The sequence below is a fragment of the Pseudomonas sp. USHLN015 genome, from assembly GCF_037153275.1.
GTDB classification, from domain to species: domain Bacteria; phylum Pseudomonadota; class Gammaproteobacteria; order Pseudomonadales; family Pseudomonadaceae; genus Metapseudomonas; species Metapseudomonas tohonis.
The window spans coordinates 124,020-140,664 of sequence record NZ_JBBCKP010000002.1 but is presented as its reverse complement, the minus strand read 5'-3'; the positions used below and the strand labels follow the sequence as shown (position 1 = coordinate 140,664).

The 16,645-nt window shown below is 63.0% G+C and carries 14 protein-coding genes; 7 read left to right on the top strand and 7 right to left on the bottom strand.

Annotated elements, in window-relative coordinates; all coding sequences use genetic code 11:
* Positions 1–4 precede the first annotated feature (4 nt).
* Complete coding sequence (locus tag WFQ67_RS03655; protein WP_337056198.1) at positions 5–400, bottom strand: hypothetical protein; 396 nt, start codon at positions 398–400, stop codon at positions 5–7.
* Positions 401–667: 267 nt separating this feature from the next.
* Here WFQ67_RS03655 and WFQ67_RS03650 point away from each other — a divergent pair, with 267 nt between their 5' ends.
* Entirely contained in the window at positions 668–1,072 is a 405-nt protein-coding gene (locus WFQ67_RS03650) for a hypothetical protein (RefSeq protein WP_337056197.1), read from the top strand.
* A 42-nt stretch (positions 1,073–1,114) separates the two neighbouring features.
* Here WFQ67_RS03650 and WFQ67_RS03645 read toward each other — a convergent pair whose 3' ends face one another.
* The 5 genes from WFQ67_RS03645 to WFQ67_RS03625 form a co-directional block, all read right to left on the bottom strand.
* Positions 1,115–1,612 carry a BRO-N domain-containing protein gene (locus WFQ67_RS03645; protein WP_337056196.1) on the bottom strand — a complete coding sequence of 166 codons (498 nt, stop codon included), beginning with the start codon at positions 1,610–1,612 and terminating at the stop codon, positions 1,115–1,117.
* Positions 1,613–1,974: 362 nt separating this feature from the next.
* Complete coding sequence (locus tag WFQ67_RS03640) at positions 1,975–2,508, bottom strand: REP-associated tyrosine transposase (RefSeq protein WP_337056195.1); 534 nt, start codon at positions 2,506–2,508, stop codon at positions 1,975–1,977.
* Positions 2,509–2,655: 147 nt separating this feature from the next.
* Positions 2,656–4,155, bottom strand: coding sequence for a hypothetical protein (locus WFQ67_RS03635; protein ID WP_337056194.1), 1,500 nt, complete (start codon positions 4,153–4,155; stop codon positions 2,656–2,658).
* 185 nt (positions 4,156–4,340) lie between these two features.
* Complete coding sequence (locus WFQ67_RS03630; RefSeq protein ID WP_111263367.1) at positions 4,341–5,597, bottom strand: ribonucleotide-diphosphate reductase subunit beta; 1,257 nt, start codon at positions 5,595–5,597, stop codon at positions 4,341–4,343.
* Between the two features lie 432 nt (positions 5,598–6,029).
* Positions 6,030–8,918 carry a ribonucleoside-diphosphate reductase subunit alpha gene (locus WFQ67_RS03625; protein ID WP_213625717.1) on the bottom strand — a complete coding sequence of 963 codons (2,889 nt, stop codon included), beginning with the start codon at positions 8,916–8,918 and terminating at the stop codon, positions 6,030–6,032.
* 714 nt (positions 8,919–9,632) lie between these two features.
* Between WFQ67_RS03625 and WFQ67_RS03620 the strand changes: the two genes are divergently transcribed.
* From WFQ67_RS03620 to WFQ67_RS03610, 3 genes are all read left to right on the top strand, one after another.
* On the top strand, positions 9,633–10,358 hold the full coding sequence (locus WFQ67_RS03620) for a response regulator (protein WP_213625716.1): 726 nt from the start codon (positions 9,633–9,635) through the stop codon (positions 10,356–10,358).
* 67 nt (positions 10,359–10,425) lie between these two features.
* The gene (locus WFQ67_RS03615) at positions 10,426–10,968 is read left to right on the top strand and encodes a GNAT family N-acetyltransferase (RefSeq protein WP_173172219.1); all 543 of its coding nucleotides are present in this window, start codon (positions 10,426–10,428) and stop codon (positions 10,966–10,968) included.
* Positions 10,965–12,584, top strand: a complete 1,620-nt coding sequence (locus WFQ67_RS03610) for an ATP-binding protein (RefSeq protein ID WP_337056193.1) — start codon at positions 10,965–10,967, stop codon at positions 12,582–12,584. Before WFQ67_RS03615 ends, WFQ67_RS03610 begins: the two co-directional genes overlap by 4 nt.
* A gap of 113 nt (positions 12,585–12,697) precedes the next feature.
* Here the strand turns inward: WFQ67_RS03610 and WFQ67_RS03605 are convergent, their stop codons facing one another.
* Positions 12,698–13,417 (bottom strand): 4'-phosphopantetheinyl transferase family protein, encoded by a 720-nt coding sequence (locus WFQ67_RS03605; protein ID WP_337056192.1) that lies wholly within the window; start codon positions 13,415–13,417, stop codon positions 12,698–12,700.
* A 429-nt stretch (positions 13,418–13,846) separates the two neighbouring features.
* Here WFQ67_RS03605 and WFQ67_RS03600 point away from each other — a divergent pair, with 429 nt between their 5' ends.
* The 3 genes from WFQ67_RS03600 to WFQ67_RS03590 are packed head-to-tail and all read left to right on the top strand — an operon-like array spanning position 13,847 to position 16,554.
* Positions 13,847–14,452, top strand: coding sequence for an outer membrane protein (locus tag WFQ67_RS03600; RefSeq protein WP_173172225.1), 606 nt, complete (start codon positions 13,847–13,849; stop codon positions 14,450–14,452).
* 54 nt (positions 14,453–14,506) lie between these two features.
* A complete protein-coding gene (locus tag WFQ67_RS03595; protein ID WP_173172227.1) occupies positions 14,507–15,184 on the top strand; it encodes a response regulator in 678 nt (225 codons plus the stop codon).
* A 53-nt stretch (positions 15,185–15,237) separates the two neighbouring features.
* Complete coding sequence (locus WFQ67_RS03590) at positions 15,238–16,554, top strand: ATP-binding protein (RefSeq protein WP_213630642.1); 1,317 nt, start codon at positions 15,238–15,240, stop codon at positions 16,552–16,554.
* Positions 16,555–16,645 lie beyond the last annotated feature (91 nt).

The following is a 16,645-nucleotide window of genomic DNA, read 5'->3' as shown; positions in this document are numbered from 1 at the left end:
AATTTCACTCATTGGCTTGGCGCTCCCTGAGCCACCTGCAGAACATCACAGTGAGCGCGGCTACGACCGAGGCGATGCAGATACTCAGCAGCGGCAGATAGGTCGGCATGTAGGTCGTGGGGTCTATCGATTCTCCCACCTGATCCAGAGCGGCCAGGATCGCGATCACGGCAAGGCTGATCGCAGTCGCGGGCTTGTTCAGCGAGGAGAGCATTCCACCGGTCAGCACGAAGAAGAAGGCTGTCGTGGAGTACACGTAGAGGTCAAACCAGAGGCCAAGGCCCATAAACAGCACCAGGCTCGATAGCACGGCGGCGACGAATCCACCGAGGATGGCGAAGCTCAAGGCCATCACACTCAGGACAAGTTTTTTCCTCCAGCTCCGGGTCCTGTTTTCCACATGCATTCCTTGGCGATGAATCGGGGAGCGGGATAGTACGAAGCGGCGATGGGCACGTCATCAGCCGGGGCGCCGGGCAGGGGCGAAGGTGCCTCGGGCTCGTTGCGACTTAGGTCCTCATCCCTCTTGCCGCTGCCACCTTCCTTGGTACTGCCATCCCGCGAATTCCTTGACCCGCCGCTCCCCGCATCCCGATTCTTCCGCCGGCAAGACGCGCCTTAAAACAATAACGATGCCCACTGCGGCAACGGAACAAGGAGTTCTGTGATGCTTGGTTACTACGCGCCATACAGCCGGGAATACCTCGCCACGCTGATGATCGTGACGACGCTCTTCTTCGCCCTGCCCATCTTCGTTGCCCCCATCGCCTGGGCCCGACTCATGCGCTGGAGAATTCCGGAGCACCAGCACCTGGCGATCTACTTCGGCCGCTGCCTGGGGGCGTTCATCCTGATCATCGAGCTGGCCGTGCTGCGTGCCGTCACCACGGGCACCGGCTACAGCTATGCGTTCGACCTGCTGTTCCTGGTCTTCACGCTGATGTTCGTGGTGCATGTGTATGGCGCGATCCGGCGCATCCAGCCGATCACCGAGACGCTGGAGATCGGCTTCTGGATGATCCTCTTCGGGCTCAACGTGCTGTTCTATCCGGCCACCGCCATCACGCTCTGAGGGGCGGTGGATGAGGGCTGGCATCTCCAGCCCTCGGTCGTGCTAGCCGATCACGTGGGGCGGCCGGGGCAGCAGGCGCGGGCAGTCTTCGAGGGGCAGCCAGACCACGTCCTGCCAGTGCAGCACCTGCAACTCCTGCCCCATCCATTGCGCCACCGAGCGAACGGGCCAGTGGCCGACCTGGGGCTGTTCGGCGCGTAGGCAGGGGATCACCTGCTGGGTGATCCATTGGCGGATGCAGCGGTTTTCCGGGTGGTAGTAGTGGATCAGCGCGGCATAGGCGCCGGATTCGCTTACCAGCCATTCGCACTTGAAGTCGCCATGGCCGTTGCGTATCCAGGCGATCTGCATCTGGTCGTCATCCAGGTTGTGCGGCAGGCGCTCGACCAGGGGCGGGTGGTTCATCAGCCGGGCCAGGTCGGTGACCACGAACCAGGGTTGGTCTTCCAGCAGCACGGCACGCAGCAGGCGCTTGTGGCGGGTGAAGAGGGTGGGGATGAGGATTTCTTGATCGGGTTGGGGGTGGAGGGAGTCAGGCATTTAAGTACCTCTACGTGAGCAGCTTTCTCAGGGCTGTTGGCGTCGGGAGTTAAGAAACCCCACGTAGAAGGCCGGGCATATTCCCCTTTCGGGTCTTGTATTAGCCCACTCCCGACAGAGCAGAGGTTTTTTGCGTGCGCGAGTATGCCGCGAGCACAAAAAAACCGCTTAGCTATCGGGAGCGGTCATGCCGCTACGTGGGAGAGCGTTTCTTAGGCGCCGGGTACGGAGGCTATGGGCGCACCCGGAAAGTGGCAATGCAGTTACCGCGTGGGAAAGGGCTGATCGGCCAGGCCGAAACGTGAGGGTGGGGTAGGGTGGATGACGCTCTTTTCATCCACCAGGCGAGGCCCATCCCACCCTCATTCTCCCCAGCGGATATCGTCGTCCGCCACGCCATCACCGGCCCAATCCACCGGGTATAGGCCATCCCGCACCGCCCGGTGAAAACTCGAATACGGCCAATCGCACACCCGCCGCACATGGCCGTGTTTCACCGGGTTAATGTGGATGTAATCGAAATGCCGTTGGTAATCGAGGTCGTCGCGGATCAGGTGTTCCCAATAGCGGCGTTGCCAGATGCCGCGCTCGCCCCGGGTGCGTTGAGCCTCGGTGCGGGATTCGGTGTCGGCCAGGCGTTTGGAGAAGGCGAATTTGATGGAGCGCCAGCGCATGGCGAAGTCGTCGTCGCCCGGTGGCAGGGTCCAGAGGCAGTGCATGTGTTCGGGGAGCACGACCCAGGCATCGATATGGAAGGGGCGGCGGTGTTTGACTGCCTGTACCACGGCGCGCAGCAGGTGGATTTCGCGGACCAGCAGGTCGCTGTGCCGGTTACGCAGGTTGACGGTGAAGAAGTAGGTGCCCCCGCGCATCCGGGCGCGACGGTAATTGGACATGACCCCTCCTTGAGCCATTGGTGTTGCGGGTGGAAGAGCTGGTGGATGAGAAGAGCGTCATCCACCCTACGCGCTAGGAATTATGTCTTAGAAGTTGAGCGCCATTATTTTGCGGCTGCTCGGTCTGAGGTGGTTTGAGCTTTATTATTAAAAGTCATATTCATTTACGTAGCTGAGCATTTTTTCCAAAAGGTATTTTTGGATATGGCCAACTGTTAGTGTGTTCTGCTTTTCAGGTATCTCGCTAGGAACTGCTGACCCTGTTGAACGCCATGTTGGCTCTAGGCATATAATTTTTCCATCTGCCTGTATGATTTTTATGTCGGGCTTCAGGTTATCATCGGTATTTTGTTTTTCTGCGGTCACGGTTGCTGGGAGTGACTTGGATTCGAGATATTTCTGAACTCCTTCTGCTAACGCCTTGTTTAGTTTTTTGTCTCCACTTTTGGCAGAGGCCTGAATTCGAATATATTCGTGCTTTGTTTCATCGTCAGTTGCCCTCAGATAAGCATTTGCACCATATTCTTCTTTGGCCAGAGCTCGGAATAATGCAGAGCGAGAAATAGTATCTATTGCGCTTCTCGCAGATACGCTTTGCAGTTTCAATAATTTACGAGTTTCAGCGTCGCCAAATGCTCGAATACATGCAAGCGCAACGTTTGGTGGGAGTTCAAATAGTCGTACATCAAATAACCTGAGTAGAAAGGCGACTTTTGATCTTCTTTTTTTCCACTCTTTTAAATAGGCTGCATCAAGATTTGGGTCGTCTAGAAATTTTACTACTCTGTCAATGTCAATTGATTTTTGGGTGCCCTGAGTGAGTGATGCCACTGTTAGATTGAGATCTTTTGAATCGTCTCCGGAAACCAAAATCCAGACGCTGGGTACAGGCTTTTCTTTCAGTAAATCTCTATAATGTCCGGCGATCTCAGACGCCTTCAGTTCTGTCCTGGAAAAGAATTCAGATATTGTCTCTGATTCGGAAATTATGGTTGAAAGATCTGTGTCTGATATGCCGAATGCCTCTAGGCCATCACCGGTAATGGTGCGGGTAGTAAGGTCTGCGATGTTTTTGTAGTCGGTTTTACTTGGTCCGTTAAAGGTATATATGCCTTTCGTTCCTATATCAACTAAGCTGTCTCTTCCTACACTCCATGCAGTATCTGATAGTAGTCTCGCAGTGGGCTCATGTGTAAGTGGCCAGCATATAACAACTTTGCCGTTGTGCTGTCTGAACAGAACTCTGAGGTCCTCTAGGAACTCAAAGGCTTCATCTTTTGTTAAGCTTTGGTTGTCTCTTTCATACATTACCCAGACTTGGCGATCACCTAGTTCGTTGGTTCGCTGTTCTATGTAATTTTTTACGTCCCGTAGGGATATGTCATGAGGTATGGTGTTTACAGTTGTGCCTGTGAAAAATTTTGTAAGAGTCTTGAAAAAAGTTGTTTTTCCTGAGCCGGAGCGGCCCAGGAAGAGCTCAAATCTGCCTAGGCCGCCAATGTTGACTTGTCGAAGTAGGGTTTCAATTCGAGATGCAGCATCATCAATACGATGAACAATTGCTGTGATGTCATAGCCACTCTGCGAAGCCTCTCGCTCTAATGCTTCATACCTCTTGGGAAGACTTAGTGTTCTAATTTCGCTCATCATTAGCTCCGTTTATGCCTGTTTGGGGCGTGGTAGCAATCAATGTGATAAGAGCAGTGCTTCCTTCTAATAAGCGAAAAGCCCCGCACAAGGCGGGGCTTTCGCTTCTAATTTACTGCCCCAACATTCCGTTTCGGGTATCAGTACTTTCTAATGGTCTTGACTGCTTTTTGCTTTGATCTCTATCAATCCCAGCTCAGTGCACCGCCGGTCTGGTACTCGATGACGCGAGTTTCGAAGAAGTTCTTCTCTTTCTTCAGGTCCATGATCTCGCTCATCCAGGGGAACGGGTTGGTGGTGCCCGGGTATTCCTCTTTCAGGCCGATCTGGGTCAGGCGGCGGTTGGCGATGAACTTGAGGTAGTCCTCCATCATCGCGGCGTTCATGCCCAGTACGCCGCGCGGCATGGTGTCGCGTGCGTATTCGATTTCCAGTTGGGTGCCCTGGAGGATCATCTGGGTGGCTTCGTCCTTCATGGCGGCATCCCACAGGTGCGGGTTTTCGATCTTGATCTGGTTGATCACGTCGATGCCGAAGTTCAGGTGCATGGATTCGTCGCGCAGGATGTATTGGAACTGCTCGGCGGTGCCGGTCATCTTGTTGCGGCGGCCCATGGAGAGGATCTGGGTGAAGCCGCAGTAGAAGAAGATGCCTTCCAGTACGCAGTAGTAGGCGATGAGGTTGCGCAGGAACTGGCGGTCGGTCTCCGGGGTGCCGGTCTTGAACTCGGGGTCGGAGATGGAGCGGGTGTACTTGAGGCCCCAGGACGCCTTCTTAGCGACGCTCGGGATCTCGTGGTACATGTTGAAGATCTCGCCCTCGTCCATGCCCAGCGACTCGATGCAGTACTGGTAGGCGTGGGTGTGGATCGCTTCCTCGAAGGCCTGGCGCAGGATGTACTGGCGGCATTCGGGGTTGGTGATGAGGCGGTAGACGGCCAGCACCAGGTTGTTGGCGACCAGGGAGTCGGCGGTGGAGAAGAAGCCGAGGTTGCGCATGACGATGCGGCGCTCGTCTTCGCTGAGGCCGTCCTTGCTCTTCCACAGAGCGATGTCGGCGTTCATGTTCACTTCCTGCGGCATCCAGTGGTTGGCGCAACCATCCAGATACTTCTGCCAGGCCCAGTCGTACTTGAAGGGTACGAGCTGGTTGAGGTCGGCGCGGGCGTTGATCATCTGCTTGTCGCCGACCTGTACGCGCGCGGAGGCGCCTTCGAGGTCGTCCAGGCCTTCCTGGATGTCGAGGGCGTCGAGGGCCTTCTTGGCGCGGGCGACGGCGTCGGAGTCAGCGGCGGATACGGCGCGGGCGTCCTGTACGGAGCCGGCGGCCTCGTCATCGAGCTTGTCGGCGCCAGCAGCGGCTGCGGCGTTGGTCGCGGCGTTGGGTTGGGCGGCGGCGGGTGCGGCGGCGTCTTCTTTGTCGAATTCGTCCCAGCTGAGCATCTGTCCTCTCTCCTGGTTGGTTCGGCCGTTCTCTGCCGGCCTGGGTAAATGGTGCGTGGGTGTGTGCACGCTGAAGCTTTCTACTGCCGAACTGCTTGTCCGCTCCCGGTCGTGCCGGGGCCTGGTCACGGGCGTCTGTGTCAGCTGCCCAGTGGATGCCGCGTTCGCGGTTGACGGTGTTCGGTCTTGCTGCGCGGCCTGGGCCTGCGCGTGTGGCTTCTCCCTATCAAGGGAGCGGCCATGAAATTCGGTGGTGCTTTTACTGCTTGAGCTCCTCTCCCCGAAGGGAGAGGGCTTTTGCGATCCAGCGTGAAGCTGAGCGAGTGAGCGCTAGGCGCCGGGTTGCTCTGGCCCCGGAGCGTACGACTGTACGTGAGGAGCCGGAGCGGCCCGGCAACAACGCGGGCGCCGCTCAGATTCGCGCGTCACCTGTCACTGGCAGGCTTCGCAGTCGGGGTTGTCGATGGAGCACGCTTGCGGCACGGGTGCCGGTACCGGCGCGGCGGCGGGCGCTGCGCTGAAGCCTTCATCGCTACCGGAGGAAACCGCGTTGAGCTTGCCGGTGTTGATGGTGGACTTCTCGGTGCTGGTGGCAGCCAGGGCACGGAGGTAGTAGGTGGTTTTCAGGCCACGGTACCAAGCCATGCGGTAGGTGACGTCGAGTTTCTTGCCCGAGGCGCCGGCGATGTAGAGGTTCAGGGACTGGGCCTGGTCGATCCACTTCTGGCGACGGCTGGCGGCGTCGACGATCCACTTGGTTTCCACTTCGAACGCGGTGGCGTACAGGTCCTTGAGGTCCTGCGGGATGCGTTCGATCTGCTGCACGGAGCCGTCGTAGTACTTCAGGTCGTTGACCATGACCGGGTCCCACAGGCCGCGGGCCTTGAGGTCGCGAACCAGGTAGGGGTTGATCACGGTGAATTCGCCGGAGAGGTTCGATTTCACGTACAGGTTCTGGTAGGTCGGTTCGATCGACTGCGATACGCCGGTGATGTTGGCGATGGTGGCGGTCGGTGCGATGGCCATGATGTTGGAGTTGCGGATGCCTTTCTGTACGCGAGCACGTACCGGGGCCCAGTCGAGGGACTCGGTCAGGTCGACGTCGATGTACTTCTGGCCACGGGCCTCGATGAGGATCTGCTGGGAGTCCAGCGGCAGGATGCCCTTGCTCCACAGCGAGCCGTCGAAGGTCTCGTAGGAACCGCGCTCGTCGGCCAGGTCGCACGACGCCTGGATGGCGTAGTAGCTGATGGCTTCCATGGACTTGTCGGCGAAGTCGATGGCGGCGTCGGAACCGTAGGGGATGTGCTGCAGGTACAGCGCGTCCTGGAAGCCCATGATGCCGAGGCCGACCGGGCGGTGCTTGAGGTTGGAGTTCTTCGCCTGCGGGACCGAGTAGTAGTTGATGTCGATGACGTTATCGAGCATGCGTACGGCGGTCTTGACGGTCTTGGCGAGCTTGGCGGTGTCCAGCTTGCCGTCGACGATGTGGTTCACCAGGTTCACGGAACCCAGGTTGCACACGGCGATCTCGTCCTTGTTGGTGTTCAGGGTGATCTCGGTGCACAGGTTGGAGCTGTGGACCACGCCCACGTGCTGCTGCGGGCTGCGCAGGTTGCACGGGTCCTTGAAGGTCAGCCACGGGTGGCCGGTCTCGAAGAGCATGGAGAGCATCTTGCGCCACAGGTCCTTGGCGGCGATGGTCTTGTGCAGCTTGATCTTGCCGTAGCCGGCCATGGCTTCGTAGTACTCGTAGCGCTCTTCGAAGGCCTTGCCGGTCAGGTCGTGCAGGTCGGGCACGTCGGACGGGGAGAACAGGGTCCAGGGGCCGTCGTCGAATACGCGCTTCATGAACAGGTCCGGAATCCAGTTCGCGGTGTTCATGTCGTGAGTACGGCGGCGGTCGTCACCGGTGTTCTTGCGCAGCTCGATGAACTCTTCGATGTCCATGTGCCAGGTTTCGAGGTACGCACAGACGGCGCCCTTGCGCTTGCCACCCTGGTTCACGGCGACGGCGGTGTCGTTGACCACTTTCAGGAAGGGCACGACGCCCTGGGACTTGCCGTTGGTGCCCTTGATGTAGGAGCCCAGCGCGCGGACCGGGGTCCAGTCGTTGCCCAGGCCACCGGCGAATTTGGACAGCATGGCGTTGTCGTGGATGGCGCTGTAGATGCCCGACAGGTCATCCGGGACGGTGGTCAGGTAGCAGCTGGAGAGCTGCGGACGCAGGGTACCGGCGTTGAACAGGGTCGGGGTGGAGCTCATGTAGTCGAAGGACGACAGCAGGTTGTAGAACTCGATGGCGCGCTCTTCACGGTCCTTCTTCTCTTCGATGGCCAGGCCCATGGCCACGCGCATGAAGAAGATCTGCGGCAGTTCGAAGCGGATGCCGTCCTTGTGGATGAAGTAGCGGTCGTACAGGGTCTGCAGGCCCAGGTAGGTGAACTGCTGGTCACGCTCGTGGTTCAGCGCGCGGCCCAGTTTCTCCAGGTCGTAGGTCTTCAGTTGCGGGTCGAGCAGCTCGAACTCGGCGCCTTTCTCGACGTAGGCCGGCAGGGCCTTGGCGTACAGCTCGGCCATCTCGTGGTGGGTGGCGCTCTCGGCCACGCCGAGGAAGCCCAGGCCTTCGGCACGCAGGGTGTCCATCAGCAGGCGGGCGGTGACGTAGGAGTAGTTCGGCTCGCGCTCCACCAGGGTGCGGGCGGTCATCACCAGGGCGGTGTTGACGTCTTTCTCGGCCACGCCGTCGTAGAGGTTCTTCAGGGTTTCGCGCTGGATCAGGGCACCATCGACTTCGGCCAGGCCTTCGCAGGCTTCGCTGATGATGGTGTTGAGGCGGCCCAGGTCGAGCGGAACGACGCTGCCGTCGGCGCGGGTCACGCGGATGCTCGGGTGCGGCTGGGCGATCTCGGCGGCGCCGCTCTTGCGGGCCTGGGCGCGGGATTCGCGGTACAGGACGTAGTCACGGGCGACTTTCTGCTCGCCGGCGCGCATCAGGCTCAGTTCGACCTGGTCCTGGATCTCTTCGATGTGGATGGTGCCGCCCGAGGGCATGCGACGCTTGAAGGTGGCGGTGACCTGTTCGGTCAGGCGCGCGACGGTTTCATGGATACGCGAAGAGGCAGCGGCAGTACCGCCTTCCACGGCGAGGAACGCCTTGGTGATGGCAACGGTGATCTTGTCGTCGGTGTAGGGCACGACGGTACCGTTGCGTTTGATCACGCGCAGCTGGCCGGGCGCGGTGGCGGCCAGATCCTGGGTGGAATCGGCTGCCTGCGGCGCGTTGGCCTGCGGGTTCTCGCGAGTGGTTTCGGTCTGCATGGGGGTCTCCATGTTCTCTATTTGTTGAGTCGGGCGCGTGAGCGTCCGTCATTCCGTTTTACAAACGCCGCTGGCTCGGCCGGGGCCGGGTTCGTGGCGCTTACTACAAGGCAGGAAGGGCAGGGGACTCGAATGCCTCCCTGGCCCAGCAAGTCTAAGGTCGCTGTGTTAAGGCGCAGCGACAAACACAATACCTAGTGGTGCATCACCCTGGGGTGGTACACCTTTCTTCCGGTTCCAGTCACGTCATTCGTGTCCCGGGCCGGCACTGTCGGTCGGGGCCGCGCAGCGGGTTGGACTCCTAATGGATCACGGGGTTCGAAGCCTGGAAAAAGGCATTTCGTGCTTGATTCTGATTGTGCCCCGTGATCTAGCCAAACCCAATATGTAGGGGTCTGGCGTGATGGGGGTACAAGATAATGCGCTCTTGGGGGTATTGCAAGGCGAGGGGAACTGGAAAAGCTGTGGATAACTTGTGGGTGAATTGTGGGTGAGGCGGGGAGAGTTTGCGGTAGCCCTCGTGGGGCCTGGCGTACGCCGTTCGTCGCGGCTGCGACACTCTGGAACGGGCTGTTCCGAGGATGTCGGGCTGTGCGCAAGCTAACACAATATCTAGTGTTTTGTAGGGCTTTTGGCATGCACTGTGCAGAATGGCCGGCGTTGCTACAATGCCGCCCGTTTCACGGCCTTGATGCAGTTCATTAGGAGTACGTGGTGGAGCAAGAATCCTGGCGCATCCTCATCGTCGAGGACGACCAACGACTGGCCGAGCTGACCCGGGAATACCTCGAGGGCAACGGCCTGAAAGTGGCCATCGAGTCCGATGGTGGCCAGGCCGTGGCGCGCATTCTCAAGGAGCAGCCCGACCTTGTGGTGCTCGACCTCATGCTGCCCGGCGAGGATGGCCTGTCCATCTGCCGCAAGGTCCGTGGCCGCTATGAGGGCCCCATCCTCATGCTCACCGCGCGCACCGACGACATGGACCAGGTGCTGGGCCTGGAGATGGGCGCGGACGACTACGTGTGCAAGCCGGTGCGCCCGCGCGTGCTGCTGGCGCGCATCCGCGCGCTGCTGCGGCGCAGCGAGGGCGGCCTGTCCGAGCCCGTCGAGGAGAACGTGCGGCGCCTGGAGTTCGGCCCGCTGGTGATCGACAACGCCATGCGCGAGGCCTGGCTCAACGAGCGCAGCATCGAGCTGACCAGCGCCGAGTTCGACCTGCTCTGGCTGCTGGCGGCCAACGCCGGGCGCATCCTCTCGCGCGAGGAGATCTTCAACGCCCTGCGCGGCATCGAGTACGACGGCCAGGACCGTTCCATCGACGTGCGCATCTCGCGCATCCGCCCGAAGATTGGCGACGACCCCATGCACCCGCGCCTGATCAAGACGGTGCGCAGCAAGGGCTATCTTTTCGTCAGGGAGGCGGCCGAAGGCCTGCTTTGAACCCTATATAAGGATGCGGTGCCGCCCAGCTTCGGATGACGGTGCCCATCGTCCAGCCGAGAGCGCCATGTTCCCCACCCTCGAAACCACCCGATTCCGCCTGCGGGAGATTGGCCCGGCCGATACCCGCGCCATCTTCCTGGGCCTCTCCCACCCGGATGTGATCCGTTACTACGGCGTCTCCTACGACAGCCTGGAGGCCACCCGGGTGCAGATGGACTGGTACCGCTCGCTGGTTCGCGAGCGCACCGGCATCTGGTGGGGCATCTGCAACCGCGATGATCCCCAGCACCTGCTCGGCGCCTGCGGTTACCACGATTGGGACCACGGCCATCGCCGCGCGGAGCTCGGCTACTGGCTGATGCCCGAGCACTGGCGCGGCGGGGTGATGCGCGAATGCCTGGAGGCGGCGATCGGCCACGGCTTCGATGCCATGCGCCTGCACCGCATCGAGGCGGTGGTGGACACCGACAACGCGGCCAGCAGCGGCCTGCTGCGACGCCTGGGCTTCGTCCACGAAGGCGTGCGCCGCGAGTGCGAGTACAAGGACGGCCGCTACCTCAGCCTGGATTGCTTCGGCCTGCTCGACCGCCCCGGGGAGCGGCGATGAACTCGATCTTCCTGCGTATCTACGGCGGGCTGTTGATCACCCTGGTGCTGGTGGCGCTTTTGGGCGTGTTCACCTTCCACCAGGTCAACGAGGTGCGTGCCGACCAGTACCGCGAGAGCCTGGCGCGCGGCACCTTCCGCCTGATGTCCGACAACCTCGAACCCATGACCGCCATCGAGCGGCGCCGCGCCCTGGTGCTCTGGAGCCGGCTGATGGGCATCCCCCTGGCGCTGCAGGACCTGGACGAGGACCGCCTCGACAGCGGCGTGCGCAGCCGCGTGCTGCGCAAGCAGGTGCTGGTGGAGCAGACCGGCCCCCACGCCGCCAAGGTCTACAGCCTGGTGAGCGAGCAGGAGCACCTGGTGCTCACCGGCGAGGTGCAGCAGATCAGCGAGCAGCTGGCGCGCGCCACCGTCTACCTGTTGATCGACGAGCTGGTGCGCTTCCCGGTGCGCGAGCAGCCCCAGCGCCTGGCGGCATTGAAGGAGGGCAAGCAGTTCGGCTTCGACCTGCACCTGATCACCCTCAAGGACGCCGACCTCGATGAAGACCAGCGTCGCCGCGTGGACGAGGGCGACACGGTGATGGCCCTGGGCAAGGGCGGCGATTCGGTGCGCATCTTCGCCGGCATCGTCGACACGCCCTGGGTGCTGGAGATCGGCCCGCTGTACCTGATGAACCCCTACCCGCCGGAGCTGCTGGTGCTGATCGGCCTGCTCGGCCTGAGCTTCATCGGCCTCACCATCTACCTGCTGGTGCGCCAGCTGGAGCGCCGCCTGCTGGGGCTTGAGGCGGCGGCCACGCGGATCGCCCACGGCAAGCTGGACGCCCGCGTGCCGGCCAGGGGCGCCGACTCGGTGGGGCGCCTGGCCGCCGCGTTCAACGGCATGGCCGAGCAGTTGCAGCAGTTGCTGTCGGTGCAGCGCGAGCTGGTGCGCGCGGTCTCCCACGAGTTGCGCACGCCGGTGGCGCGCCTGCGCTTCGGCCTGGAGATGATCGCCGACGCAGAGACCGAGAACGCCCGGCGCAAGTACATGGAGGGCATGGACGGCGACATCCAGGAGCTCGACAAGCTGGTGGACGAGATGCTGACCTATGCCCGCCTGGAGCAGGGCACGCCGGCGCTGAACTTCCAGCGCGTGGATCTCGATGCGCTGTTCGACCAGGTGATCGCCGAGCTCGCCCCGCTGCGCGTCGCCGTGCGCGTGGAGCGCGGCCAGTGCCTCACCGCGAGCGGCGAGGGTGCCTGGGTCGAGGCCGAGCCGCGTTACCTGCACCGCGCCTTGCAGAACCTGGTGAGCAACGCCATGCGCCACGCCGAAGCACGCGTGCGGCTGAGCTACCAGATCGGCCACAAGCGCTGCCGTATCGATGTCGAGGACGACGGCCCCGGCGTGCCGGAAAGCCACTGGGAGCGCATCTTCACCCCCTTCCTGCGCCTCGACGACAGCCGCACCCGCGCCTCCGGCGGCCATGGCCTGGGGCTCTCCATCGTGCGGCGGATCATCTACTGGCACGCCGGCCGCGCACAGATCGGCCGCAGCGACACCCTCGGCGGCGCGCGCTTCAGCCTGGTCTGGCCCCGCCGCCAGGGCGATGGGGATTTACCGCAGTAGGAAAGAAGTCCCGTAGGTTGGGCTGAGGCACGAAGCCCAACGCAGCGAGGTGGGGCATTGCACTGTTGGGCCTCGCTGCGCTCGGCGCCAACCTACGGGTGCTCAGGCGCTGATCAGCGCACCGCCACTAGGCTTAGCAGCCGATCTTCGTAGAGGCGGAAATGCCCCTCCAGCTCGCTGCCCGTCATCCACTCGCCAGCCAGGTTGATCAGCAGCCCGAGGCGTGCCGTCCGTGCGCTGTCGTCCACCGCCAGCAGCTCGGCATCGTGGAAATAGAAGCGCTTGCCCACCAGCGGGTAGAGGGCCTTGAACAGGCTTTCCTTGAGGGAGAAGGTCAGGGTCACGCGCTCGGCCTGTTCTTCGGCGGGAAGCAGGGCGAGGCGTTGCAGCTCGGCGGGGGTGAGGATTTCCTCGGCCAGGCGCAGGGCGCGCCCGGTTTCCAGGCGTTGCTCCATGTCCAGGCCCAGGCCGCGCCAGTCCGCCTTGCGCGCCACCAGGGCCGCAGCCCAGCCGGCGCCGTGGGTGATGGAGCCGCTGATGCCCGTCGGCCAGACCGGCGCGCGATCCTCGCCCGTGCCCGGCACCTCCGCCCGGCCGGTCAGCGGCAGCAGCGCCGCGCGGGCACAGAGGCGGCCGGCCAGGTACTCGGCGCGGCGCTTGGCCACCGAGCGCTGGATATTGGCGGGCGCCGCGATGGCGCAACGGTCGAAGTCGTGGTCGGCGAGCTGCGCCGGGTCGAAGCGACAGGCGCGCAGGGCGATGCCGGGCAGCGCCGTGGCGAAGGGCCAATCGGCATCCAGCGGGGTGCAGAAAGCGGGGAGGGAAGGCGTCATGGGCGCATTTTGCCGCGCCGGCCCGGCCGGAGCCAGCGCCCGCGCCGGTTACATATGTTTGCAATCGGGTTACCAAAGCTAAACGGATGCCTGGCGGCCTATTTGCCAGACTAGCGTCGCGTTTCTTCTGGAACGCAGGTGAGGTTGTAGCTTGGAGTCCTGGCCACTGGTCGACTCCGGGCGTTTTCTCTGAATCGAGAACGGGAGCCCTTGTGGGGGCTCCCGTTTTTTTTTGCCCCGGGGCGGCGCGTTCAGTGGGTCCCCGCGTTCGCGGGGATGGCGGTGTGTGCCGAACCCCGCGCGCGTCCTTGCGTCCATTGCAGGTCGTTCAGCCGAGGTTCAGCGGGGGTTCAGGGGCTGTTCAGTGCCCCGCCGGCAAGATGGCTCCCGTGTTCAAGCACGAATCGAAATCCATCGGAGGAACGCCTCATGAAAGCCATCCTGAACCCCCTCTTCATCGCCGCCGGCCTGACCTTCGCCGCTGCGTCCGCCCAGGCCGCCGACCCGTTCATCGGCCTCACCTGGGGCCAGACCAACAACAACATCCAGAACTCCTCGGCGCTCAATGCCAACCTCGGTGACCCGAGCCTGGACAAGGTGATCCACAAGACCGGGACCTGGGGCGTGCGCGCCGGCCAGATGGATGACAACGGCCGCTACTACGCCACCTACGAGAACTTCTCGGACACCGACCGCGGCAACAAGCTGCGCCAGCAGAACCTGCTCGGCAGCTACGACGTCTTCCTGCCCCTGGGTGACAACAACACCAAGCTGTTCGGTGGCGCCACCCTCGGCCTGGTCAAGCTGGAGCAGGACGGTACCGGCATGCGCCGCGACAGCGACATCGGCTACGCAGCGGGCCTGCAGGCCGGTATCCTCCAGCAGCTGAACAAGAACACCTCCATCGAGGCCGGCTATCGTTACCTGCGCACCAACGCCAGTACCGAAGTCGCGCCCCACGGCGGCGACAAGCTCGGCTCGCTGGACCTGCACAGCAGCTCGCAGGCCTACCTGGGCGCCAGCTACAAGTTCTGACCAGTGCCACGCACGGCCGGGCCCAGTGCCCGGCCCTTGCCTGAGGAAATGCAGATGAAATTGCTGGTTGTGGAAGACGAGGCGCTGCTGCGCCATCACCTCCATACGCGCCTCGGCGAGCAGGGGCATGTGGTCGACGCGGTGGCCGATGCCGAAGAGGCGCTGTACCGCGCCAAGGAGTTCCACCACGACCTGGCGGTGATCGACCTCGGCCTGCCCGGCATGAGCGGCCTGGACCTCATCCGCCAGTTGCGCAGCAGCGACAAGGTTTTTCCCATCCTCATACTCACCGCGCGCGGCAACTGGCAGGACAAGGTCGAAGGCCTGGCCGCCGGTGCCGACGACTACGTGGTCAAGCCGTTCCAGTTCGAAGAGCTGGAGGCGCGCCTCAATGCCCTGTTGCGACGCTCCTCGGGCTTCGTCCAGTCCACCATCGAGGCCGGCCCCTTGCTGCTCGACCTCAACCGCAAGCAGGCGCAGGTCGACGGCGCGCCCATGGCGCTGACCGCCTACGAATACCGCATCCTCGAATACCTCATGCGTCATCACCAGCAGGTGGTGGCCAAGGAGCGGCTGATGGAGCAGCTGTATCCCGGAGACGAGGAGCGCGACCCCAACGTCATCGAGGTGCTGGTGGGCCGTATCCGTCGCAAGCTGGAAGGCGAGCACGGCTTCAAGCCCATCGAGACGGTGCGCGGCCAGGGCTACCTGTTCACCGAGCGCTGCCGTTGAGTCGCACCGCCGGCCCCCGCCGCCGCGCCGGGTTCTCCCTGCGCCTGCGCCTGATGCTGGGCGCCACCGCGCTCGCGGTGCTGTTCATGCTGGTGCTGCTGCCCCTGCTGCGCAGCGCCTTCGACTACGCCCTCGACCAGGCCATCGAGAAGCGCCTGGCCGCCGACGCCAGTGCCCTGATCGCCGCCGCGCGCATCGTCGACGGGCGCCTGGACATGCCGGACAAGCTGCCCGACGAGGAATTCGACAACCTCGACGCCACGCAGCTCGGCTACATCTACGACAGCGACGGCCGGCTGGTCTGGCAGTCGCGCTCCTCCACCGACGAGAGCGTGCACTACGAGCCGCGCTATGACGGCCGCGGCCACGAGTTCACCCGTGTGCACGACACGCGCGGCCGCGAGTTCTTCGTCTACGACGTGGAGATCGACCTGCTGCGCGGCCAGGCCGCCGCCTTCAGCGTGGTCACCATGCAGCCGATGAGCGACTACCAGGTGATGCACGACGGCTTCGTCCACCAGCTCTACCTCTGGCTCGGTGCCGCGCTCCTGCTGCTCCTGACCCTGCTCTGGTTCGGCCTCACCTGGGGTTTTCGCAGCCTGCGCCGGCTCAGCGAGGAGCTGGACCAGGTGGAAGCCGGCGCCCGCGATTCCCTCAGCGAGGAGCACCCGCGCGAACTGCTGCGCCTGACCGGCTCGCTCAACCGCCTGCTGGAAAGCGAACGCCAGCAGCGCGAGCGCTACCGCAATTCCCTCGACGACCTGGCCCACAGCCTGAAGACCCCGCTCTCGGTGCTGCAGGGCGTCAGCGAGACCATCAACAAGTCGGCCAACCCCGAGCAGGCGCACGTGCTGCGCAGCCAGATCGAGCGCATGAGCCAGCAGGTCGACTACCAGTTGCAGCGCGCCACCCTGCGCAAGAGCGGCCTGGTGCGCCACCGCGTGCGCCTGGCGCCGCTGCTCGACCTGCTCTGCGAGGCGCTGGACAAGGTCTACCGCGACAAGAAGGTGCAGGTCGAACGCGCCTTCGAGCCCACCCTCGAGGTGCCGGTGGAGCAGGGCGCCTTGCTGGAGCTGCTTGGCAACCTGCTGGAGAACGCCTACCGCCTGTGCCTTGGCCGCATCCGCGTCAGCGCCGTGCAGGGTGCCGGCTTCTGCGAGCTGCGCGTGGAGGACGACGGCCCCGGCGTGCCGGTGGACCAGCGTGCGCGCATCCTCAAGCGCGGCGAGCGCCTCGACGCCCAGCACCCCGGACAGGGCATCGGCACCGCTGTTGTCCGCGACATCGTCGAGAGCTTCGACGGCGAGCTGGCGCTGGACGACTCCAGCCTCGGTGGTGCCGAGTTCCGCATCCGCCTGCCGTTGCACTGAGGGATGGCGGGTTTTCCCCGCTCATCCGGCTGGTTTCCTGGCGGCGGACGTTCGCGGCGCTGGCAGGAGGCTCCAATCGCGCATCCACGGG

Coding starts and splice junctions, on each gene's coding strand:
- WFQ67_RS03610 (WP_337056193.1), top strand. CDS start 10,965: ATGAACTCGATCTTCCTGCGTATCTACGGCGGGCTGTTGATCACCCTG.
- WFQ67_RS03625 (WP_213625717.1), bottom strand. CDS start 8,918: ATGCAGACCGAAACCACTCGCGAGAACCCGCAGGCCAACGCGCCGCAG.
- WFQ67_RS03590 (WP_213630642.1), top strand. CDS start 15,238: ATGCTGGGCGCCACCGCGCTCGCGGTGCTGTTCATGCTGGTGCTGCTG.
- WFQ67_RS03640 (WP_337056195.1), bottom strand. CDS start 2,508: ATGTCCAATTACCGTCGCGCCCGGATGCGCGGGGGCACCTACTTCTTC.
- WFQ67_RS03635 (WP_337056194.1), bottom strand. CDS start 4,155: ATGAGCGAAATTAGAACACTAAGTCTTCCCAAGAGGTATGAAGCATTA.
- WFQ67_RS03595 (WP_173172227.1), top strand. CDS start 14,507: ATGAAATTGCTGGTTGTGGAAGACGAGGCGCTGCTGCGCCATCACCTC.
- WFQ67_RS03605 (WP_337056192.1), bottom strand. CDS start 13,417: ATGACGCCTTCCCTCCCCGCTTTCTGCACCCCGCTGGATGCCGATTGG.
- WFQ67_RS03600 (WP_173172225.1), top strand. CDS start 13,847: ATGAAAGCCATCCTGAACCCCCTCTTCATCGCCGCCGGCCTGACCTTC.
- WFQ67_RS03630 (WP_111263367.1), bottom strand. CDS start 5,597: ATGCTCAGCTGGGACGAATTCGACAAAGAAGACGCCGCCGCACCCGCC.
- WFQ67_RS03645 (WP_337056196.1), bottom strand. CDS start 1,612: ATGCCTGACTCCCTCCACCCCCAACCCGATCAAGAAATCCTCATCCCC.
- WFQ67_RS03650 (WP_337056197.1), top strand. CDS start 668: ATGCTTGGTTACTACGCGCCATACAGCCGGGAATACCTCGCCACGCTG.
- WFQ67_RS03615 (WP_173172219.1), top strand. CDS start 10,426: ATGTTCCCCACCCTCGAAACCACCCGATTCCGCCTGCGGGAGATTGGC.